The sequence below is a fragment of the Bradyrhizobium sp. 157 genome, assembly GCF_023073815.1.
Lineage (GTDB): Bacteria > Pseudomonadota > Alphaproteobacteria > Rhizobiales > Xanthobacteraceae > Bradyrhizobium.
Window position 1 is genome coordinate 98,174 of sequence record NZ_JADPKF010000060.1, and the last position, 20,727, is coordinate 118,900.

19 protein-coding genes are annotated in these 20,727 nt (G+C 63.0%); 6 read left to right on the forward strand and 13 right to left on the reverse strand.

Annotated elements, in window-relative coordinates; translation table 11 throughout:
- Positions 1–2 precede the first annotated feature (2 nt).
- Complete coding sequence (locus IVA95_RS12870; RefSeq protein ID WP_247510914.1) at positions 3–488, reverse strand: thioesterase family protein; 486 nt, start codon at positions 486–488, stop codon at positions 3–5.
- A gap of 121 nt (positions 489–609) precedes the next feature.
- On the opposite strand from IVA95_RS12870, the gene IVA95_RS12875 reads away from it, so the two are divergent.
- Positions 610–2,028: an FAD-linked oxidase C-terminal domain-containing protein gene (locus IVA95_RS12875; protein WP_247510816.1), complete on the forward strand. Its 1,419-nt coding sequence runs from the start codon at positions 610–612 to the stop codon at positions 2,026–2,028.
- Positions 2,029–2,074: 46 nt separating this feature from the next.
- On the opposite strand, the gene IVA95_RS12880 is transcribed toward IVA95_RS12875, so the two are convergent.
- A complete protein-coding gene (locus IVA95_RS12880) occupies positions 2,075–3,064 on the reverse strand; it encodes a LysR substrate-binding domain-containing protein (RefSeq protein ID WP_247510817.1) in 990 nt (329 codons plus the stop codon).
- Between the two features lie 37 nt (positions 3,065–3,101).
- Between IVA95_RS12880 and IVA95_RS12885 the strand changes: the two genes are divergently transcribed.
- Positions 3,102–4,502: an MFS transporter gene (locus IVA95_RS12885; protein ID WP_247510818.1), complete on the forward strand. Its 1,401-nt coding sequence runs from the start codon at positions 3,102–3,104 to the stop codon at positions 4,500–4,502.
- A 364-nt stretch (positions 4,503–4,866) separates the two neighbouring features.
- Here IVA95_RS12885 and IVA95_RS12890 read toward each other — a convergent pair whose 3' ends face one another.
- The 9 genes from IVA95_RS12890 to IVA95_RS12930 all read right to left on the reverse strand — a co-directional run bounded on the left by IVA95_RS12890 (position 4,867) and on the right by IVA95_RS12930 (position 12,730).
- Positions 4,867–5,847 (reverse strand): hypothetical protein, encoded by a 981-nt coding sequence (locus tag IVA95_RS12890; RefSeq protein WP_247510819.1) that lies wholly within the window; start codon positions 5,845–5,847, stop codon positions 4,867–4,869.
- Positions 5,844–6,632: a creatininase family protein gene (locus tag IVA95_RS12895; protein ID WP_247510820.1), complete on the reverse strand. Its 789-nt coding sequence runs from the start codon at positions 6,630–6,632 to the stop codon at positions 5,844–5,846. The genes IVA95_RS12890 and IVA95_RS12895 overlap by 4 nt, the downstream gene beginning before the upstream one ends.
- A 17-nt stretch (positions 6,633–6,649) precedes the next feature.
- Entirely contained in the window at positions 6,650–7,435 is a 786-nt protein-coding gene (locus IVA95_RS12900; protein ID WP_247510821.1) for a DNA-binding domain-containing protein, read from the reverse strand.
- Entirely contained in the window at positions 7,432–8,337 is a 906-nt protein-coding gene (locus IVA95_RS12905) for a DUF692 domain-containing protein (RefSeq protein WP_247510822.1), read from the reverse strand. The genes IVA95_RS12900 and IVA95_RS12905 overlap by 4 nt, the downstream gene beginning before the upstream one ends.
- Positions 8,338–8,444: 107 nt before the next feature.
- Entirely contained in the window at positions 8,445–8,702 is a 258-nt protein-coding gene (locus IVA95_RS12910) for a hypothetical protein (protein ID WP_057846977.1), read from the reverse strand.
- A 193-nt stretch (positions 8,703–8,895) separates the two neighbouring features.
- A complete protein-coding gene (locus IVA95_RS12915) occupies positions 8,896–9,159 on the reverse strand; it encodes a hypothetical protein (protein WP_247510823.1) in 264 nt (87 codons plus the stop codon).
- Between the two features lie 163 nt (positions 9,160–9,322).
- Entirely contained in the window at positions 9,323–11,320 is a 1,998-nt protein-coding gene (locus IVA95_RS12920; RefSeq protein ID WP_247510824.1) for a DUF255 domain-containing protein, read from the reverse strand.
- A 90-nt stretch (positions 11,321–11,410) separates the two neighbouring features.
- A complete protein-coding gene (locus IVA95_RS12925) occupies positions 11,411–11,875 on the reverse strand; it encodes a DoxX family protein (protein WP_247510825.1) in 465 nt (154 codons plus the stop codon).
- Positions 11,876–11,998: 123 nt separating this feature from the next.
- The gene (locus IVA95_RS12930) at positions 11,999–12,730 is read right to left on the reverse strand and encodes a cytochrome c biogenesis protein CcdA (protein ID WP_247510826.1); all 732 of its coding nucleotides are present in this window, start codon (positions 12,728–12,730) and stop codon (positions 11,999–12,001) included.
- 197 nt (positions 12,731–12,927) lie between these two features.
- Here IVA95_RS12930 and IVA95_RS12935 point away from each other — a divergent pair, with 197 nt between their 5' ends.
- From IVA95_RS12935 to IVA95_RS12945, 3 genes are all read left to right on the forward strand, one after another.
- Complete coding sequence (locus IVA95_RS12935) at positions 12,928–14,970, forward strand: adenylate/guanylate cyclase domain-containing protein (RefSeq protein WP_247510827.1); 2,043 nt, start codon at positions 12,928–12,930, stop codon at positions 14,968–14,970.
- 102 nt (positions 14,971–15,072) lie between these two features.
- A complete protein-coding gene (locus IVA95_RS12940; RefSeq protein WP_247510828.1) occupies positions 15,073–16,050 on the forward strand; it encodes a hydroxyacid dehydrogenase in 978 nt (325 codons plus the stop codon).
- A 64-nt stretch (positions 16,051–16,114) separates the two neighbouring features.
- Positions 16,115–17,416: an MFS transporter gene (locus IVA95_RS12945; protein WP_247510915.1), complete on the forward strand. Its 1,302-nt coding sequence runs from the start codon at positions 16,115–16,117 to the stop codon at positions 17,414–17,416.
- 181 nt (positions 17,417–17,597) lie between these two features.
- Here IVA95_RS12945 and IVA95_RS12950 read toward each other — a convergent pair whose 3' ends face one another.
- Positions 17,598–18,716 (reverse strand): M23 family metallopeptidase, encoded by a 1,119-nt coding sequence (locus IVA95_RS12950; RefSeq protein ID WP_247510829.1) that lies wholly within the window; start codon positions 18,714–18,716, stop codon positions 17,598–17,600.
- Between the two features lie 7 nt (positions 18,717–18,723).
- On the reverse strand, positions 18,724–19,335 hold the full coding sequence (locus IVA95_RS12955; RefSeq protein ID WP_213248870.1) for a TetR/AcrR family transcriptional regulator: 612 nt from the start codon (positions 19,333–19,335) through the stop codon (positions 18,724–18,726).
- A 106-nt stretch (positions 19,336–19,441) separates the two neighbouring features.
- Between IVA95_RS12955 and IVA95_RS12960 the strand changes: the two genes are divergently transcribed.
- Positions 19,442–20,674 (forward strand): cytochrome P450, encoded by a 1,233-nt coding sequence (locus tag IVA95_RS12960; RefSeq protein ID WP_247510830.1) that lies wholly within the window; start codon positions 19,442–19,444, stop codon positions 20,672–20,674.
- Positions 20,675–20,727: the final 53 nt, after the last annotated feature.

Consider the following 20,727-nt stretch of genomic DNA (forward strand, 5'->3'; position numbering starts at 1 on the left):
CATCATTTCGAAGGCATGGCGACCTTGCGGCCGATACCCACGGGGCGGGGGACTGCGGCATGTGCGTCGACCACCGCCTGGATGCGGGCGCGGATGTCCGGCGGGAACGGGGCCACTTTCCGCTCCTTCATATCCATATGAAGGGTCATGTTTTCCGAGGTGGCCGAAAGCCAGCCTTCGGTCGCGTGCCGCAGTTCCTCGAACGTATGCAGGCGTTTTTCGTCCGCGGCTAACAGATATACGGAAATCTGGACGGGATCGCCGAGATGGATCTCGCGCAAATAGCGAACATGGGCTTCGGCGGTGAAGGTCGAGCCGTGGCGCTCCTTCATGTAGGTGGGCCCGATCCCGAGCTGCAGCCACAGCTGGTCGATCGCGCGATCCATCATCACGTTGTAGTAGGCCATATTGAGGTGGCCGTTGTAATCGATCCATTGCGGCTCGATCTGCATTACCGAGGAACGGAACGGGACTGAAGGCGGCGGCATATCCGTCAACTCATCCTTGTCGGCAGCACCGGTCGTCATCATCCATCCCTTTGTTTTTTCGGGTCTCTTGACCCCCCATATATCCTTTGCCACGGTCCTCTGAAAGCCGGGAGGAATTAGCGTGACGATGACGATATCGAACAATTTGAAGCGGCCGGAGCCGCAGGCGCTGGCAAGCGCGGTCGAGGCGCTGGCGGCGCGGTTCGGCAACCGGCTGATCACCTCGCAGGCGGTGCGCGAGCAGCACGCCCATACCACCACGTGGCTCCCGACCCAGCCGCCGGACGCGGTGGTGATGGCGCAGGAAACCGCCGACATCCAGGACGTGGTGCGAATCTGCGCCAAACACCGCGTGCCCGTGATCGCTTTCGGAACCGGCACCTCGCTGGAGGGCCAGGTCAATGCGCCGGCGGGCGGCGTCTGCATCGATCTGCGCGACATGAACCGGATTCTCCAAGTTCATGCCGAGGATCTGGACTGCGTGATCCAGCCCGGCGTCACCCGCAAGGCGCTGAACGAGCATCTGCGCGACCAGGGATTGTTCTTCCCGATCGATCCCGGCGCCGACGCCTCGCTCGGCGGCATGACCGCGACGCGCGCCTCCGGCACCAATGCGGTGCGTTACGGCACCATGCGTGAAAATGTGCTGGCGCTGAAAGTGGTGCGCGGCGACGGCGAGATCATCACGACCGGGACGCGGGCGAAAAAATCCGCGGCTGGCTACGACCTGACGCATCTGTTCGTCGGCGCCGAGGGCACGCTCGGCATCATCTCCGAGCTCACCATCAAGCTGCGCGGTATCCCCGAGACGATCGCGGCCGCCGCCTGCTCGTTCGAGACGGTGCGCGGCGCCTGCCAGGCCACCATCCTGGCCATCCAGACCGGCATTCCACTGGCGCGCATCGAATTGCTCAACGCTGAGCAGGTGCGCGCCTGCAACGCCTATTCGAAGCTGACCCTGCCGGAGACGCCGCTGCTGCTATTGGAATTCCACGGCAGCGAAATCGAGGTTGCGGAGCAGTCCAGGAATTTCAGCGAGATCGCCAAAGAATGCGGCGGCGGCGATTTCACCTGGACCACCAAGCCGGAGGACCGCACAAAACTCTGGCAGGCGCGGCATGACGCTTATTGGTCGGTCAAGGCGCTGCGGCCCGGCGCGGGCGTGGTGGCGACCGACGTCTGCGTGCCGATTTCACGGCTTGCGGATTGCGTTACCGAGACCGAGGAGGACCTGAAACAGCTCAACCTGCTGTCGCCAATCGTCGGCCATGTCGGTGACGGCAATTTCCACTGCTCGCTGGTTTGCGACGTCGACAACGCCGAAGAAATGGCGCGCGGCGAGGAGTTCATGCATCGCCTGGTCGAACGCGCGCAGTCGATGGGCGGCACCTGCACCGGCGAGCACGGCATCGGGCAGGGCAAGCAGAAATACCTCGAGGCCGAGCTGGGTCCCGAGGCGATCGACGCCATGCGCGCGCTGAAGCAGGCGCTCGATCCACAGAACATTTTCAACCCCGGCAAGATCGTGCCGGCGAACTAGGATGTGGCCTTATTAACGTGGAGCGGACGTGAGCGACGACGCAGCTTCATCGAAAGGATGTTCTTGCCGCTTCCTTGACAACCCAGTCAACAAACAGTGCGACACGCCTGTCATTCGCTAGGGCGGCAGGCCAGCGGATGATGTGCGCTTTGCTGGACGTCATATCCCAATTTGGCGACACGACGCGGCAAAGACGCTTTTCCGCGAGTGCATCATGAACAAGCAAAGACCTGGCTAGAACGACGCCGCTGCCCTGCAAAGCGGCAGCGATTGCCGTACCGAGATTATCGAAGCGAAGCCCGGCCTGAACGGGAGCTGTGACGCCCAGCCGTTCGAACCACACCGGCCACGACCATTCCGCGCCGTCGTTCCGGCCAATGAGGCCCTTGTGCAGTACTGGTAAGGTGCCAAGCACGTGCGGCTCCCGCAATGGCCGCCCACGCGGCAGCAGAGACGGGATCGCAACCGGGAAAACCATCTCGTCGAACAGCAGGCGCTGGGTCGACGTGGCGCGCGCGCCAACTTTGGGAAGCCATCGGATCTGCACGTCGAGATCGAGGGCGCGCGCTTGAACATCGCTTTCGATGATGCAGAGTTCGATCGCAATATCGGGATATGCGGACGCAAACGCCGTCAGGCGCCGCACCAGCCAGTAGTTCGCAAGGGCGGAGCCTAGTCCGATCTTGAGTGTCAGCGGCTGCACTGACGCACGCGAGCGGGCGCGTAGCTCTGCCATTTCGTCAAGCATCCGCCCGAGTCCCTCGGCCAAGGTAACGCCAGCTGCGGTCGGCAACAGACCGCCCCCTGTACGATCAAGCAATCGCGCGCCCACAAAGCTCTCAAGTTTCTTCAGTCGGTGGCTAATCGCGCTCTGTGTGAGCCCCAGCTCACCGGCCGCGAGCGTCATGCTGCGATGGCGCAGCGCCGCGTCGAACGCAATCAGGCCATCAAATGGGGGAAGAGCACGCATGCCAGCACTATGAAGGATATTCATGGCGATGTGAACAATTGGCGTTGGCAAAAAGTGGCGATCCAAGACACGAGTAGCCGTCACGCAGGTCGGAGCTCGCAAGATGACACAGCCAACAAATATGTCCGACAGCGGCTCCGGTCGGCCTCGACAATCCATGATGCCGGCCCTGCTCTTAGGTATGGCGGCTTTCCTCACCAACTTTGATGTGACGGCGGTGGTCATCGCCTTGCCGACCGTCGCGCGTGAACTCGGGTTCGACGTTGCTGGATATGCGTGGGTCATGGATGCCTACAGTTTGGCGTTCACAGCCTGCTTGTTGTTTGCGGGGGCGTTGGCGGATCGGTATGGGCGACGGCGGGCGTTGCTTATTGGCAATGGCATCTTTGCTCTCGCGTCTTTGGCGTGCGGGATGGCATGGGACGGGCCGACGCTATTGGGCGCTCGCGCACTGCAGGGGATCGGGGCTGCATTCATCGTGACTGGCGGCTTCGCGCTGATCGCCAGTGTCTATGTGCAACCAAGGGCGCGCACAGACGCGTTTGCCTTGGTTGGGGTCATGTCCGGCGTCGCCATGGCATTTGGTCCGACGATTGGCGGACTTGTCTCGTCATGGATCGGCTGGCGTTGGATTTTCCTCATCAACTTGCCAGCCTGCGCTTTGGTCGCGTGGGGCGTACCGCGGCTGGTCGTGGAAGCGCGCGAGGCGGTGCCCCGGCCGCTCGACATCCTGGGTGTCGTATTGTTTACCTTCGCGCTTACTGCGCTTGTCGAGGCACTGTTGCATGGCCGCACGTCGACGTCACATATGGTGGCGGGTCTCGCGCTAAGTGCGGTGTTTCTAACTGTATTCGGCATACAGCAGAGAAGCCGCGACGACCCGATCCTCGATCCCGGCATATTCGTTCAGCGGGCCATGATCGGAATTGCGATCCTCCTGTGCGCCGTGTCGATCGGCTACTGGGCGATCCTCGTCTACTTGCCACTGTTCTTTGCTGCTGCTTTCGACTGGTCCTCGGAAGTGGCCGGCATCGCGTTGCTGACGGCCACGCTGCCGATGCTGTTCCTGCCGCCATTGGGCGGCCGGCTTGTCGCTCGTCTAGGATGGCGGCTTCACTTCGCCTTGGCGCTCGCGATTTTGGCAGCCGGCGATGCCACCGTTGCGATCGCGCTGATCTCGGATGGTTCAGCGCCGCCGCTAATTCCGACGTTCTGCGGGATTGTCGCTATTGGGGTCGGCGTCGCTTTGGCTCACCCGCAACTGTCCGGCGCGGCCGTGTCGCTTGTGCCGCCGGATCTTGCTGGCCTGGCATCTGCCGTGACAGTCGTCATGCGCCAGGCCGGCTTCGCGGTCGGCATCGCAGTTCTCGGCGCGGTGCTTCATAATCAGGAATCGGCGATCAGCTACGTCTGGCTGTTCTCGGCAGCGGCAATCGCATCAGCGGCGGGACTGGTCGCGGCGCTCGTCTTACTGCCCGCACCAGCGGCTGCGTCAAAAAAGTAGTAGCATCAGGAATCTGTGCCCATCGCGTCATTTCGCGGCTGCGCAGCAACCGTGTCGCTTTAGGATCTCGCGCGCGTGGGCGCCAGCTATCGGTTCTGATATTTCGCGCAGGATGACCGGCGGCGATAGGCTGCCGGGTCAGCAGACAGAGCTCATCTAAAACTTGATGGAGCAAGCTTGAATGTGACCCCTGAGGAGCCGCGAAGCGGCGTCTCAAGGGCGACGGCCACCAGCGGGGCCGCTCATCCTTTCGAGGCTCGCGTCGCTCGCCCCTTCGGAATAAGCGCAAGTGCGCTTATTCCTGAGATGACGGTGATGGTGTAAGCACGTTGCTTTGACCTAAAGTCTTGGCGCTCCAGTTGTCCTATCGCGGTGCAGTAATCGCCCGGCGGATCGCTGCAAGCGGCGCGGTGTCGTCGAATTCGAGATCTTCGCCAGCCCGCTTCAATCCGAGATCGCGCCACAGCGAAGCGAGATCTGGCGTTACCGGCTTCGGCCCCATCTCGTTATGAAGCCGGGTCAATACGTCGACGCCGACGGCCGTGTCGGCGGTTGCAAGAATGCGCTCGATCGGCCAGTCCTGCTCATGATTGCCGCCGGCGGCGAGCACGCCGCGCATCGCGTCCTGCAAGCCCAGGCGATTATTTGTTGCTTTGCGGATTTCGATGTCGGCGAGCAGGCAGAACATGGCGCCGCCCCAATATTTCCGCCCCCAGGTGCCGGTGTTGTCGAGGCCCTGGTCGCCGGCCTGCGGCAGCCCCTTCGGCATATCGCGCATCATCGCCTGCCAGATTTCCCGCGCAGTCAGGTCTCCAGCCTGCACCCGCGCGACCGGCTCGATGTAAACGGCCAGCCCTTCCGATAGCCACCCGTAGCGATCGGGCATATCGGGCAGGGCGGTATGCACCATCTCGTGCACCATCACCCAGTCGCGGCGCAGTACATCCTCGCTTGAATCGCGGCCGAGCGGAATGCGAATGGCGGCGCCGCGATAGCCCCACGTCGTGCCGCCGCGGATGCGCCCGCCATCGACCGGCACCAATAGCAGCCGCAGCGAGTTGACCGGAAACCGGCCGTAATAGGCAGTCACTGCCCGGGCCGACATCCTGATCCAGTCGAGCAGTTTTTCCTTCGGGAGTACGAAGTCGCCTGGTGCGAAAGCGACATGGATGGTGCCGCCGGATACTTCGAGGTCAGTCCTGGGCAGCCGGTCGAAAGCGTCGTAGGGCATCCGGTCGCGCATATATTCCGATTGCGCATCGGCGCGGAACGAAATGGCGCTGGCCAGCGTCGCGACGATCACGGCGGCGGCAACGCTCCAGCGAAAGGCGCTGGCGACCCTCATCTCAGCACGGTTTGGACCGCAGTCGACCGCTCCTCGCCCGGGCCTTGCGCAACGAGCGAGGCGGCCTGTTCGTGGAGATCGTCGAGCATGGCGGCGAGCAAGGCTTTGCCCTTGGCCAGCGTCGCCCGTGTCGGATCACCATAGCTGCCGGAGCGGCTGTAATTCGGCGAGTTCGGATCCGACGGCGTCAATGCGCCTGGTGTCTCGTGCTCGAGGGTGCGGCTGGCTTCGGCGCGCGTCATGTCGACCAGATGCGGCGCCATTGCCAGCATCAGTGACGTTTCCAGTTCATCCGCATGGCTGCCATGGCTTTGCTCCGCCAATTGTCTCGCCACGCGCGGATAGCGCGGACCCTCGTGGATCCACGGATGCCTGATGCGCTCGCCGTCGAGGCGCGCCAGTGCGCGATCGACCGGAGCCAGGGTGCTGATCCCGGTGTTGAGCACCAGCAGCTTTGGACATCCGCCGGCGAGAATCTGCCCCGCAATCTCGCGTACCAGCGCCTCGAAGGTCGAAATCGACAGGCTGCTGCTGCCGGCATATTCGACGAAGGCGGGATAATGGCCGTAGGTCAGCGTCGGCCAGATCAGCGCGTCGATCTTTTCCGCCATCCTGGCGGCGAGCCATTCGGCCTGGATGCGGTCGGTGTTGAGGGGGAGGTGGAAGCCGTGCTGTTTGGCGGCGGCGCCAATCGGCAATATGGCCGCCGCGCCACTACCGATCCGCCGCGCGACTTCGTCCCAGTGCATGCGCTCGATGAAGTGGCGATCGGTTTCTATTCCCATTCGCCGAGCGCTCCCCTTCATGAGCTGACGGAAACATCCCTCAAAAGTCCCGCCGTGATCCAGCCGTGCAGATAGCCGGCGCCGCGGCCTGCCGCGCTATCGGGATCGTCATAGGTTGCGAGCATTTCGCAGAGCACGCCGAACGGAATGCCGTTCGCAGCCTCATCCCACATCATTGCTTCTTCTGTCGAGAGCTCGCGGAACATCGGCGTGACGTCCTGACGCCAGATCAGGAGATGCGCCGGCTGCTCCAGTCCGATCGCGTCCGGCGGCGTTTCGTCGTTCTTGAGCGCGAGCCAGATCGCGGCCGCGTTGGTCGCGAAGTCGAGCCTGGAGGCACTCGGATGCGGCTGGAATCTGAGGCCGGACCACGCTTCGGGCGCAAAGCCCGCCATGCCGGTCAGCTCGACCACCTTGCCTTCCGCGGCATCAAAGGCATCGTTCAGCGCCTTTTCCAGCGCGGCCAGATCGGACAGCACGGGATGATCCGAGTAAGGCTTGGCCGATTTCAAAAACTCCGGCAGGCCTTGCGAGAACCAGCGCAGGTTCGGATGCTCTGATGGCCGCGCCTTGACGTAAGCGTGCCCCATCCCGTCGAATATTTCGTCGCCGAGGTAAAGATGCAGCAGCTCATGGTCGTTGCGCATTGCCTCGACCAGCCGCGAACCGTAGGCGTAGCGATAGACGCCGAACAGCACCTCGCGCTTCTCGCGCGGGCTGTCGAGGATTTCAGCCAGCACCGTATCGTCGCCATCAAGAATGCCGCGCTGAAACTCGGCCTGCTGTCGGGCGAAGTCGCTCATCCCGCGCGACTGTCTGTAGGCAGGATTTTCTCGGCCATCTCGCGGGTCCTGACAACTTCAAGCACCAATTCGTCGAGCGGCGGGATGTTGTCGTCGCGCTCGATCATGGTCGAGACCCGGCCGAAACGTTTCAACGCCGCGGCATACAGATCCCAGACATCCTCGCATACCGGGTGGTCGTGGGTGTCGATGATATGGGTGCCCATGTGGCTGTGGCCGGCCACATGAAACTGCACCACGCGATTCGCCGGAATGCCATTGAGGAAAGTCATGGGATCGTAGCCGTGGTTGAAGGCGCTGACATAGACGTTGTTGACGTCGAACAGGAGCCAGCATCCGGAACGGCGCGACAGCTCGGACAAAAATTCCCATTCCGTCATTTCGGAATTGCTGAACTGGACATAGGTCGAGACGTTCTCGAGCACGATGGCGCGGCCGAGGAAATCCTGCACCAGTTGGACGCGGCTGACGACGTGATCGAGCGCTTCCCTGGTGTAGGGGATCGGCAGAAGATCGTGCAGGTTCTTGCCGTGCACGCCGGTCCAGCACAGATGGTCCGACACCCATTTCGGCTCGACGCGCCGGGCGAGATCCTTCAGAGCCTGCAGATATTCGAAATTCGGCGGAGCGGTGGAGGCGATCGACATCGATACGCCGTGCATCACCACAGGATAGCGTTCGCATATCCGGTCGAGCGTGCGCAGCGGCTGGCCGCCGGGCAGCATGTAATTTTCGCTGATGACCTCGAACCAGTCGATCGGCGGATTGCTGCTCAGGATTTCGTCGTAGTGCTGGTGGCGCAGGCCGAGACCGAAGCCGAGCAAGGGCGGCTTGGCCGATGTCGTCGGACGGTCAGTGAGCGCAGCCGCCGAGGCATCTGGCAATCTGCTTGCGACGTTCATCTCGTCTCCGCTCGAACGGCGCCGTAAGGCGGCGTGTCCCAAACTGTTCCGTCAACCTAGCATAGATGCGAGGCCCGGCCTACACCGGGCCTCGATCGGATCGCGACTTAAGACGGCATGTACTTGCCTTTGGCGGCGTCGCACTTTTCCTTGGTCATCGCCGAGAAGCCTTGCCCCTTGCAGGCGTTCTGGCCCTTGCAGGCATTGCTGGCACCCTTGCAAGCGCTCTGGCCCTTGCAGGCATTGGCGCCGACGCACTTACCTTCGCCGGCGGCATAGGCCACGGTCGACACGGTGGCGCCGGCCAGGAACAGGGTGGCTGCAGCGGCGGCGAGGGTCGCGCCGGACTTGGAAGTCATCTTCATTCGTATCCTCCAAAGGAAGTGTGAGGGTGCATCGCCCGCAAGCCGCGACAGGTCCGGCCGACAAACTGCACCCAGCGATAGCTACGTGACGGATCTGGACTAAGTTACACGGGAAGCCAAGTATTTTTCGGCCGCCTGCTCGAAACAGTGAGGGCCCGGCAGCGCCGAGCCCTCGCGGCGTCTGATCCGCCGATCAACCCTTGACGAACTTGGCGCCCATGGCGCCGCAAGCCTTCTCGGAGGTCGCCGAGAAGCCTTGGCCCTTGCAGGCGTTCTGGCCCTTGCAGGCATTGGCCGCGCCTTTGCAGGCGCTCTGGCCCTTGCAGGCATTGCCGGCCATGCACTTGCCCTGGGCGGCGTTCGCAGGCGTCGATACCGTCGACACCACCGAGCCGGCGAGGAACAGGGTGGCAGCGGCGGCGGCGAGCGTCGCGCCGGATTTGGAATTCAACTTCATGACGATCTCCTCGATGATTATTTGAAGGCGGGACGTCGCGAGCATCCGTTGACCGTTTCGATCACGGACCCCACAACGCAAGCGATGTGACGGATGGCGATCAGGCCGCGGGCGCTTGCCGAAAACGTCAAGCCTTCGTGACCGAATGTTCATCCAAGGCCAGCTACGGGGCGTCGGGCGATTTGGTTACAGAGTTTTCAAAAGAAAATTTTCTTTTTTGCGATTGGACATCCCGTCCATGTCGAACCCCGGCGGCTGGAGAGTATTTCGGTATGCGCCGCAATGGCCGTTCGTAAGCGCGCGCCACGCAGAAAGCGCGGCGCTTCAACAGATTAGCCGGATGTCGGCGGTTGATTGCACTGCGCAAAGAGATTTCAACTAGCCCCGCATAGGTTTCAGCTTGGCCATCTGCGCTACCGTTGCCCGCAGCTCCTCGGCATTGAAGGACGGAAACGAACAGATGCGATTGCTGCAGGCGAACGCCGCGGGTTCGCCAAGGTCGGGATATCCGACGTCGGGATTGGGCAGTTTGCCCTCGCGCAGATCCAGCCACTCTAGTCGCTTGTAACGGGCCGGCAGCGCGCGGGCCAGAGCATGCAGGTCTTTCGCGCGAGCGTCGCCCTTGTGTCCGACGATTGTTATGTGGGTGGGCTCCACCGCGAGCTCTTCGTCGGCGAGCAGAACGCCGGGCAGGGGACGCATTGTCCCGGCCGAGGCGCTGGCGAGATAGCGCATCGCGTGCGCGGCCGCTTCGCGATAGGCCTCGGTGCCGAAGTAACGGTTGAGCAGGTTCATGAACCTTGCGACCTGTTTGATCGTCGATCAGCTTGGCGGGCTTGGCGAGCACGCCGGCTTTGGCTTCCGCTGTCTTCGAGGTCACGAAGCCGCCCGCCTCGTCACGAAAGGTCGCGATGAAATCGCTGGCCTTGGCGGCTCTGGTGAGCCAGTCGCGATTTCCTGTGGCGGCATAGAGATCGAGGAAGGCCTGACCCATGGCGAGCGTGTCACCGATAAACGGGCCGCCGCGATCCTTCTCACCGTGGCGGAAGCCGCCATCCGGCAGGGCGCGGTTGTCGATCACCCATTTCGCGGCGCGTTCGGCAATCGCCAGCACCTTTGGATCGTTGGTGACGTTGTAGTAGGCCGAAAGCCCCGAGATCGCCCAGCCGTTTTCGCGCGCATACAGGTTCTTGTCGATGCGCGGCATTCCCAGTTTGCGCCGCTCGCCGCCTGGTAGCGCGTAGTATGTGTGCCCATCGGTGTCGTGATCGAGATCGGCATCCTGGCTGACATAGAACGCACCCTCGGGGCTGGTGAGGAATTCCGCGAGATAGCGTTCGATGTTGCGTGCGGCGGCAAGATATTTCGGATCTTTCCATAGCGCATAGGCCTGGCTGTATTGCCGGAGATATTGCGCCTGGAATGACATGATCTTTTCGAAATGCGCGTGCGTCCAGGAGCCCGCTTCGGAATACTGGTACACGCCGCCCCAGACTGGATCGATCAGCGCGATAGCGGGGTCGAGCGTCTGCCGGGCGCGCTTGATTGCTGTGGCGTCGCCGGCCTCGGCGCGGCTGATCGCAAGGTCCATACTGTCGGCGTCGATGTACTTCTGGTTCTCGCCCCAGCCGCCGAGTTTTTCCTCATAAGCTTCGTCGACAGTCTTCATCAGCGCGGCGCGCTGTTGCTTGTCGAGAAAGGCCGAGGTCGACGGCTTCACCTCAAAGGCTTCACCGACCGACGGTCCCGGCGAGGGATCATCGATGATCGCTTTGAGCAGCGCCTGCATCCGTTCCGGCTCGATATAGCCCCTGAGTTTGGCGATTTCGGTGCCGTCGGGGCCGAACACGATGGTCGCCGGCCAGCCCCAGTCGCCATAGCGGCTCGACAGGTCGGGATTGGCATCCTGATCGACCCGCACCGGAATATATTTCGCGGCCAGCAATTCCCTGACCTCGGGATTGGCGTAGGTCGTCTTCTCCATCACGTGGCACCAGTGGCACCACACCGCCTCGAGATCGAGGATGACGAAACGCTGTTCGGCCTGCGCACGGGCGAACAGATCGTCGCTCCACTCATTCCATTTGGGCCCGTCCGAACTAAACGACGGCGATGCCGCAAGCGCGGCGAGAGCGAAGGCGGCAATGCGGACGAATTTCATGGTAGCTCCCGGAAGCGTGGCGTTTTCTCCAGCTACGCAGCCAGCGAGATCAGGGCTCAAGCATTAGCCGATGTCACGGGATTGTGAGTGTCAGGTTGAAGCTTTTGGCTGACCGCTGGCATTCAGCAGCAGCCGGTCCAGTGACGCCGCGCCGGGGCCGGCAATCGCAAGCCACATGAAGCCGGCGAAGTAGGTAGCTTCCTCAAAACCGAGCAGCGTCTCCAGTGAATCGACGTCGCCCCATTTCGCCGACTTGATGGCGACAACCATGACCACCGCCAGCATCGCGGCCGGGATTCGCGTGAACAGGCCGAGGATCAGCATGGCGCCGCCGAAGAATTCGACGCCCGCCACAAAGGGGGTGAGGATGTTGGGAAACGGAATGCCCCAGCCGATAAAGTTTTCGGTGACCTGCGCCAGATGATTGAGCTTGCCCCAGCCGGCCAGCATGAAGGTGTAACCGACGATGAGCCGCATGATCAGGGGGCCGGCCCAGGAAAAATGCGAGGCGATCTGCGCGGGCAGCAGGATGAGCAGATTGACGATGGAATACATGCGAACCCCCCTTTTCGTATTTTGGCGACGCGAAGCAGCGACCTGCGGCCACGTCGCGGCCGCGATGCGGCAGTCTGGTCCTGACAGGAAATTCGTTGGCGCCGGCCCGCTTGTTACGGGGGCCTAACCGAAATTTTGCAGCGCGGGAAAGGTCTCCAGCAGCCAGATGCTGATGCTGGTGACGGAGCCGGTCAGGAAGCCGATGCCGGTGATCACCATCAGGATGCCCATGGCTTGCTCGACCTTGCCGAGGTGCCGCTTCATCCGCGCAAACAGCGCGGAAAACTGCTCTATCATGAAAGCTGATAGCAGGAACGGTATTCCGAGCCCGGCGGAATAGACCGCGAGCAGGCCTGCGCCCTTGGTGACGGTGGCTTCAGCGGCCGCAATCGACAGGATCGCCGCCAGAATGGGACCGATGCAGGGTGTCCAGCCGAAGGCGAAGGCGAGCCCCATGGCATAGGCGCCCCACAGGCCGACCGGTTTCGGCATCTGCATCCGGCCTTCGCGCATCAACAGGCCGATCCGGGTCAGGCCGAGGAAATGCAGGCCCATGATGATGATCACGATGCCGGCGAGGATCGAGAGCTCTGCCGACCAGGCGCGGATCAGGCCGCCAATGAACGAGGCGCTGGCGCCGAGCGCCACGAAGACGGTGGAAAATCCGAGCACGAACATCAGCGCCGACGCCATCACCGCGCGCTTGGAGGCCGGCGTCGGTCCGTCATTGGCGACATGCTCGATGGTCGCGCCGGTGAGATAGATCAGGTAGGGCGGCACCAGGGGCAGCACGCAGGGAGACAGAAAGCTGACGAGACCGGCTATCAGGGCCGCCGGGATGGAAACATCGTGCATTGCATGACCTTCGAGAACTGCCGCAAGGCATAGCGCCGTCTTGGCTTGTACGGAACAGACAATCGACAAGTTTCGTCGGCATTACGGCTCAACTTCGGTCACAGAGCCGTGTCCGGGGCGCCGAAATTGCCTCGCCGGCGAAACAGACGCTGGTATGGTCCCGTACTGCGGTAATCAGACCGTCAACGAGACCCTGCATGCGCCTCGGCATCCGCACCGCTATTTCCATCCTCGTGCTGACGTCCATCGTCGTCAGTGCCATCGGCGTGCATCTTTTGTGGTGGCGCACCGCCCATCAAGTCAGTCAGACGCTCGCCAACACCATCAACGACCAGATCGTATCCGCAGTCAGCGACGAACTGCAGTCGGTCACCTCAGAGGCGCGCTCCTCCATGATGGCAGTGCGAACCCTGCTGGCCGAAAAAGTCTTCGACGCGCGCGATGCCAGGAAACGCGAGGTCGTTTTCCGGTCGCAGTTGCTGTCGCAACCGACGATCTCCTGGGTGGCATTTGGATGGCCGGACGGCTCGTTCTTTGCCGGGCACAAGCTCGGCAACGACGTCATCGAAATGCTCGAGATCACGCCCGATCGCAATTTGCGCATCAATCGCTACGAATTCATCGGCAACGATCTTCGGCTCAAGGCGAGCTGGTTCGAAGACACCGAGTATTCCCTGACCGAGCAGGAATGGTTTCGGGTCGCCAAAGAGACCAACGACGAGCACTGGTCGACGCTGACGACTCATCCGCGCGGGGAGCGGCTGGCGGCGGCCTTTTCGGCCCCCATCGAAATCGATCAGAAACCGGCCGGCGTCGTTGCGATCATCATTGAGCTGACCCGCGTCTCGAATTTCCTGTCGCAGCTCACGGTTGGCAAGTCGGCGGGCGCCTTCATTCTCGAGCGGGACGGCAAGGTGGTGGCCTCGCCCGATCCTGATGCCAGCGAACTGGTGGCGCTGAAGACCGATCATCCGCTGTTTCCGGTCGCCGTCGAAGCGATCAGGAGCGCCGGCAGCGCCTACGAACCCGGCGAGGGGCAGCCGTTCAATACGACGGTGACGCGCGACGGCAAGGCCTATCAGGCCGTGATCACGCCGATTTCGTTTCCGGGCTGGTCGCTGGTGACGGTGGTGCCGGAATCGGAATTTCTCGGACCGGTCCAGATGACGATCCGAAACCTGCTGATCGGCCTTGCGGTCTTGATCGTTTTCGCCGGCCTGTTGTCGGCGTGGCTCGCCCAACGCCTGATCGCCGCGCCCTTGATCAAGGTGGTCAACGAGATCAGGCATGTCGAGCGTTTTGACCTCGACAAGGTGCAGCGGCATCCGTCGCGGCTGACCGAGATCGGAAACCTGTCGGGCGCGATCGGCGACATGGCGCAGGGGCTGGCCGCATTCCGCAAATACATCCCCGCCGACCTGGTCAAGCGGCTGATCAGCGACGGCAACGGCGCGCAGCTTGGCGGCGCGGTGCGGCCGATGAGCGTGATGTTCATCGATCTCGCCGGCTTCACCGGCATGTCGGAGCGGCTCGGCGATCGCATCATCCCGCTGCTGTCACGCTACTTCGATTGCGTCTCGGCGCAGATTCAGAACCAGAACGGCACCATCGACAAATTCATCGGCGACGCCGTGATGGCGTTCTGGGGCGCACCGTCGCCCAACCCCGATCATGCCGTCGACTGCTGCCGGGCGGCATTGGCGTGCCGGCGCGCGGTGGAAGAGGCAGGCCTCGTCGACGACCACGGCCAGCCGGTCAGGATCCGCATCGGCATCAATTCCGGCGACATGCTGGTCGGCAATATCGGATCGGAAGTGCGGCTGAACTACACTGTGATCGGCGATGCCGTGAATATTGCGAGCCGGCTGGAAAGCACCAACAAGACGTACGGCTCGACGATCATCATCGGCCCCGAAACGCGCCGGCTCGCCGGGAAGAGCATCGTGGTTCGCGAGCTCGACCGGCTCGCGGTCTATGGCCGTGCGGGCGGTTTGCAGATTTATGAATTGCTCGGCATGGCCGCCGATATCGGCGCACCTGCCTGGGTGGCCTCGTACGAGGCCGGGCTTGCCGCCTGGCGTGCGCGGGATTTCTCGGCTGCGATCGGCGCGTTCGAGAAAGTGCTGGAAATCCGCGAGCACGATGCAGCGTCGACGACGATGATCGCGCGCTGCAGACAGCAGCTCGAAAATCCGGCCGGCGAAGATTGGGACGGAACGACGGTGGCGCGGACCAAGTAGTCCGATGCGGCTTTGCCGTCTTGCCTGCGGGGGCGGTTTGGCCATAGATGTGCCGGCGTTGACGCTGCATTGGTCGGCGATCGATAGGGAAGCCGTTCAGCGTTGAAAGTCCTGTTGACCCATACGCCGCAGTCTCGCGCCCAGTACTACGGCGACCGTAGTCTTGCCGGGCTGCAGGCCGCAGCGCAGGTAAAGCTGCATGAAGCAAACGACGCGCTCGACGCGGCTGCCCTGATCGAGGCCGCGCGCGATGTCGACATCATCGTGGCCGACCGGCTCACCGCGGGCCCGGGCGAGATATTTTTGAAGCTGCCAAAGCTGCGCGCTTTCGTTCGCTGCGCCGTCGACATCCGCAACGTCGACGTCGAAGCCGCTTCGGCCGCCGGCGTTCTGGTCACACGGGCTGGACCTGGCTTCATTCAATCGGTTGCCGAGCTCGCGCTCGGCTTCATGGTCGATCTGTCGCGCGGCGTTTCACGCGCGACCGCCGACTACCATGCCGGCCGCAGGCCGGAAGTCATCATGGGCCGGCAACTGGCCGGCAGCCGCCTCGGCATCATCGGCTATGGCAGTATCGGCCGTTACCTGGCTGATATCGCCAAGGTGCTGGGCATGGAGATCATGGTCGCCGATCCCTTTGCGACGGTGAGCGATGCCGCGATCCGGCATGTGCCGCTCGACGAACTGCTTGATGGTTCCGACTACGTCGTCTGCCTCGCGGTCGCCAACGAGCAAACCGAAAATCTGATCGGGCAGGCGGCACTGGCGCGCATGCAGCCGCACGCCTTCTTCATCAACCTGTCGCGCGGCAATCTCGTCGACGAGGCGGGGCTGTCGGCGGCCTTGCGCGAAAACCGCATCGCCGGCGCCGCAATGGATGTCGGCCGCGCGCTGGACCAGATGCCGTCGCCGGAGCTGGCAAGCCTTCCGAACGTCATCGCAACCCCGCATATCGGCGGTCTGACCCCGCCGGCGATCGAAAGCCAGTCGCTGGAGACGGTGCGGCAGGTGGAGGCGATTATAGCCGGCGAGGTGCCGGCCGGCGCGGTGAATGGCGATCATTGGAGGCGCCGTCCTTGACGGGTGCCAGCGTGATGTTGTCAGGATGATCCGCAACAACGCGGCTCGAAATGGTAACGCGGTGATGCATCTTCCCTTCTTCTACGGCTGGCTGATCGTCGTAGTCACGTTCGTCACCATGGCAATCGGCGTCAATGCCCGGACGGCGTTTTCGCTGTTCTTTCCGCCGATCATCGGCGAGTTCGGATGGGATCGCGGCGTCACCGCCGGCGCGTTTTCGTTCGGCTTTGTGGTTTCCGGCGGCGTCAGCCCGCTGATCGGGCGCATGATGGATCGCCTCGGGCCGCGCGCCGTGATGGAGCTCGGCGTTGCGCTGATGGGCGGCGGGCTGTTGCTGGCGCCGCTGACGACGCAGCCCTGGCATCTCTATCTCACCATCGGCGTGCTGGTCGGCGCGGGCAGCGTGTGCCTCGGCTATTCCGGCCAATCGCTGTTTCTGCCGAACTGGTTCATCCGCCGCCGCGGGCTCGCGATGGGGCTCGCCTTTGCAGGCGTCGGCATCGGCTCGGTGACCTTGCTGCCGTGGGTGCAGCACATGATCGAGCAGACCGGCTGGCGCACCGCCTGCACCGCGATGGGTATTCTGGTGCTCGCCGTGCTCGCGCCGATCAACCTTCTGCTGCGAAAACGGCCGGAGGATATCGGGCTATTGCCGGATGGCGACGCAGCGCCGTCGGCGACATCGGCCGCACGTCGCTCGAACATCGTCGATCCCGTCTGGGCCGCAACCGACTGGACGCTGCGCCGCGCGCTGCGTACCGCGCGATTCTGGTGGATCGCGCTCGGTTATTTCGGCGGCCTGTTTGTCTGGTACGCGGTGCAGGTGCACCAGACCAAATACCTGCTCGACATCGGCTTCAGCGCCAACGTCGCAGTATGGGCGCTCGGTGTCGTCAGCCTGCTCGGCATACCGGGCCAGATCTGGCTCGGGCATCTTTCCGATCGGATCGGCCGCGAATGGATCTGGGCGATCAGTTGCGCCGGCTTTGCAATCTGCTTCGCGGCGCTGATCGCCTTGAAGTTCGCGCCGGTACTGCCTTTGGTCTATCTCATGATCTTCACGCAAGGCGCGCTCGGCTATGGGCTGACGTCGATCATGGGCGCGGTGGTGCTGGAAATCTTTCAGGGCAAGCAATACGGCAGCATCTTCGGCACCATCATGCTGGCCGCATTGGCCGGAGGCGCTGCAGGCCCATGGGCGACCGGGCTGCTCTACGATGTTTCAGGCAGCTATACGATCGCCTTTGCGCTCGGCATTGCCGTCAGCATCCTGTCGGCGGTTGCGATCTGGCGGGCGTCGCCGCGCAAGGTGAGGGCGGTCGCGGGACAAATGCACAGGGCGCCATTCAAGCATGACACGGCGTAGCCTTGCTGCGTCATTGGCTCCTCATGGTGAGGAGCGCCAACGGGTCCGCGCGTAGCGCGGCCCGATGACAGGCTCCGCGCGTCTCCGGACGATGCTTCGCATCGCCGCGAGAACCATGAGGCCCCGTCTGTGGCCTCCATCCTTCGAGACGCCCGCTCTGCGGGCTCCTAGGATGAGGAACTCATCGCGGGCGTGGTTCGATATAGAACGTTTTCCGCAGCACTTCTGCGCCGTCCCTCATGACGCGATACGTCGCGGTGTAGCGGCCGGCCGGCCACGCTGCCTCCGTGCGCTTCTTTCCGGCGGTGATGAGAAACTGCGCCTTGTCCCGGTCGAGCGCGGGAAAGTTGTTGGCGGCGACGGAAGCGCCGCCTGGGCCTTGCACCGCGAGGAATTGCTGGTCGCCGGCCTGCAGGCCGATGGCCCTGACATAGGCAACGAGCGCATCCGAACCCGGCGTGACCGGATGCTTGCCGATTTCCCCGGACTCGATCAGCTCCATGGTCGGGGCGACACCGGCAAAGCCGTAATCGATGATTTCGCGGGGCCGGTACTGCGTCTGCTCGGCAAGGGAAGCGGCCCAGATCGACCGGCCGCCGCCGCAGGAATTCTCGGCCGCACCATAGGCGAAGGGATCCACGATCTTTCCGCGATGCCGCACCGTGAAATGAAGGTGAAAGAATTCGGTGTCGCCGGATAGTCCGATCAGGCCGATCGGCTGCCCTGTCGTCACCTGATCGCCGACCTTGATCCGAACGCTGCCTTTGGCCATGTGGCAATATTGCGTGCGCCAGCCGCCCTCATGTTCGATAACCGCGCCGTTGCCGCACTCCTTCCCGGCGATGGCGGCCTTGCCCGCGGTCCTGACCGAGACGTCTTCCATGTCGTTTCGCGTCCCGATGACGCGTCCCGGCGCCGCGGCGAGCACTTCTATTCCCTGTCTTTGTATTTCCAGGTTCGCAATCCTGATGTCGGTGCCGTCGTGACCGTCATAGCTGCGTCCGCCGCAGCGATAGTCGCGGGCCTTGTCCGTGGCATCGTGATCGACGTAGTTCTGAAAGAAGCAGGTCAGGCCCGGCTGGCATTTGACGGGCAGCGCGAGCGAGATGACTTCCTCGGCCCGGGCGTCGAGCGCGGTGGCAAAACACAGCGAAATCAGGACCAGGTATTTCAGGCGCGGCCATCCGAGTGCAGCGAAGCGATGCATAGATTGGCGCGCAGAATGTGTCGAATATCCGGTGTCGCGTTCGCGAGCCTTCGCGCAGGATGGCGATTGCGACGCGTCGCGCGAGGTCGACATTTTCGTCTCATGCCGACGAAATTCCCATCGCCCGCTGCAGGTCGCCGATGGCGCGAAAGAAGCTGTCGGGCGGCGTGGTCTCGGGATCGATCAGGCGGTGCAGGCGAAAGCCGTCCTCCAGCGCCAGCACCAGCGCACCGGCCCATGTCGGATTCAGAATGGTGGTACGGCCGCTATTTCTCGCGGTGGTCTCGATAATGTCGGTGACCAGTTTTCGCCTGGCGCGCAGCCGCTTGGCAAGTTCAGGCCGGCGCCTTTCGGCGCGTGCGACGAACAGGATCATTTCCATGTGCAGCAGGGGAGATCGGCCGAGCGGATCCTGCTGGCTGCGGTCCATGGTCTTCAACGCGTCGATGAAGTCGGCGAGGTTCTTGTGCCGCTCGAGCAGATCGCGGATGCGCCCGATCGATTGCTCAACGTGATCCTCGAGCATGGCGATGATCAGCTCGTCCTTGCTCTTGAAGTTCGAATAAAATGCCCCGCGCGTGAAGCCGGCCGCCGCCGCAATCGCCTCGATGCTGGCGCCGCCAATCCCCTGTTCCTCGAACACGCGCGCCGCCGCCTCGAACAGCTTTTCGCGGGTGTCGTCCCTTGTGGGTCGCGTTCGCACTCTTGACATCTGTCCAGTTTAGGCGAGAATGCAACTCAATACAATAATGTATCGAATTTCGACCGATCGGCCCCGGGGAAACGCGCTGAATGGCGCACAGCCAGCAGAGGTCACCATGAACGAGCATGTTCAGACTGCCAGTAGCGCGCCGTTGTTCAATCCGCTGGACCCCGAATTCATTCGCGATCCCTATCCGCATTACGAGCGGATGCGCACCACCGATCCCGTGCACCTGTCGCCGCTTGGCATGTATGTCGCAAGCCGCCATGCCGAGGTCAGCCTGGTCATGCGCGACAAGCGGTTCGGCAAGGATTATGTCGAGCGCACCGTCCGCCGCTACGGCCCCAAGATCATGGACGAGCCGGTGTTTCGCAGCATGAGCCATTGGATGCTGCAGCAGGATCCGCCGGACCACACCCGCTTGCGTGGCCTGGTGGTGAAGGCCTTTACCGCGCGCAGGGTCGAGGACATGCGCCCGCGCATCCAGCAGGTCGTCGACGAGACGCTCGACCGCATCATCCCGCAGGGGCAGATGGACCTGATCGAGGATTTCGCGTTCCGCCTGCCGGTCACCATCATCTGCGATATGCTCGGGATCCCCGAGGACCATCGCGAGGCGTTTTATACCGGTTCACGCGACGGCGGACGCCTGCTCGATCCGGTGCCGCTGTCGCCGGAGGAGATCAAGCAGGGCAACGCCAGCAACGCGCTGGCGGCGATGTATTTCCAGCAACTGTTCGATCTCAGGCGCAAAAGCCCGGGCGACGACCTGATCACCCAACTGGTGCAGGCCGAGGAGGACGGCAGCAAGCTCACCAACGAAGAACTGACCGCCAACATCATCCTGCTGTTCGGCGCCGGCCACGAGACCACCGTCAACCTGATCGGCAACGGCTTGCTGGCACTGCATCGCAATCCAGACCAGCTCGCGCTGCTCAAGGCCAGGCCCGAACTCATCACCAACGCCATCGAGGAGTTCCTGCGCTACGATTCCTCGGTGCAGTTGACCGGACGGGTGGCGCTCGAGGATATCGACGATCTCGGCGGAAAACGCATTCCAAGGGGCGAGAGCGTGCTGTGCCTGCTCGGCTCGGCCAACCACGACCCGGCGATCTATCCTGATAACCCGGAGCGGCTGGATATCACCCGGCCCAACGTGAAGCCGCTATCGTTCGGCGGCGGCATCCACTTCTGCCTCGGGGCCCAGTTGGCGCGGATCGAGGCCGAGATCGCGATCTCGACCCTGCTTCGGCGGATCCCCGACCTGCGGCTCGATGACGCCGTCAATGCGGAATGGCGGCCCACCTTCGTGCTGCGCGGCCTGAAGCGCCTGCCGGCGAACTGGTAAGGCTCTGGCAACTCCCCTGGCGGCGGTTTTGAGCCCCACATTCAGTGGACAGA

Excerpts from the sequence above, each read along its gene's own strand:
- IVA95_RS12895 (WP_247510820.1), bottom strand. The coding sequence starts at position 6,632 with ATGGGAATAGAAACCGATCGCCACTTCATCGAGCGCATGCACTGGGAC.
- IVA95_RS12945 (WP_247510915.1), top strand. The coding sequence starts at position 16,115 with ATGCATCTTCCCTTCTTCTACGGCTGGCTGATCGTCGTAGTCACGTTC.
- IVA95_RS12900 (WP_247510821.1), bottom strand. The coding sequence starts at position 7,435 with ATGAGCGACTTCGCCCGACAGCAGGCCGAGTTTCAGCGCGGCATTCTT.
- IVA95_RS12905 (WP_247510822.1), bottom strand. The coding sequence starts at position 8,337 with ATGAACGTCGCAAGCAGATTGCCAGATGCCTCGGCGGCTGCGCTCACT.
- IVA95_RS12890 (WP_247510819.1), bottom strand. The coding sequence starts at position 5,847 with ATGAGGGTCGCCAGCGCCTTTCGCTGGAGCGTTGCCGCCGCCGTGATC.
- IVA95_RS12925 (WP_247510825.1), bottom strand. The coding sequence starts at position 11,875 with ATGTATTCCATCGTCAATCTGCTCATCCTGCTGCCCGCGCAGATCGCC.
- IVA95_RS12960 (WP_247510830.1), top strand. The coding sequence starts at position 19,442 with ATGAACGAGCATGTTCAGACTGCCAGTAGCGCGCCGTTGTTCAATCCG.
- IVA95_RS12935 (WP_247510827.1), top strand. The coding sequence starts at position 12,928 with ATGCGCCTCGGCATCCGCACCGCTATTTCCATCCTCGTGCTGACGTCC.
- IVA95_RS12920 (WP_247510824.1), bottom strand. The coding sequence starts at position 11,320 with ATGAAATTCGTCCGCATTGCCGCCTTCGCTCTCGCCGCGCTTGCGGCA.
- IVA95_RS12910 (WP_057846977.1), bottom strand. The coding sequence starts at position 8,702 with ATGAAGATGACTTCCAAGTCCGGCGCGACCCTCGCCGCCGCTGCAGCC.
- IVA95_RS12930 (WP_247510826.1), bottom strand. The coding sequence starts at position 12,730 with ATGCACGATGTTTCCATCCCGGCGGCCCTGATAGCCGGTCTCGTCAGC.
- IVA95_RS12955 (WP_213248870.1), bottom strand. The coding sequence starts at position 19,335 with ATGTCAAGAGTGCGAACGCGACCCACAAGGGACGACACCCGCGAAAAG.
- IVA95_RS12870 (WP_247510914.1), bottom strand. The coding sequence starts at position 488 with ATGCCGCCGCCTTCAGTCCCGTTCCGTTCCTCGGTAATGCAGATCGAG.
- IVA95_RS12885 (WP_247510818.1), top strand. The coding sequence starts at position 3,102 with ATGACACAGCCAACAAATATGTCCGACAGCGGCTCCGGTCGGCCTCGA.
- IVA95_RS12915 (WP_247510823.1), bottom strand. The coding sequence starts at position 9,159 with ATGAAGTTGAATTCCAAATCCGGCGCGACGCTCGCCGCCGCCGCTGCC.
- IVA95_RS12950 (WP_247510829.1), bottom strand. The coding sequence starts at position 18,716 with ATGTCGACCTCGCGCGACGCGTCGCAATCGCCATCCTGCGCGAAGGCT.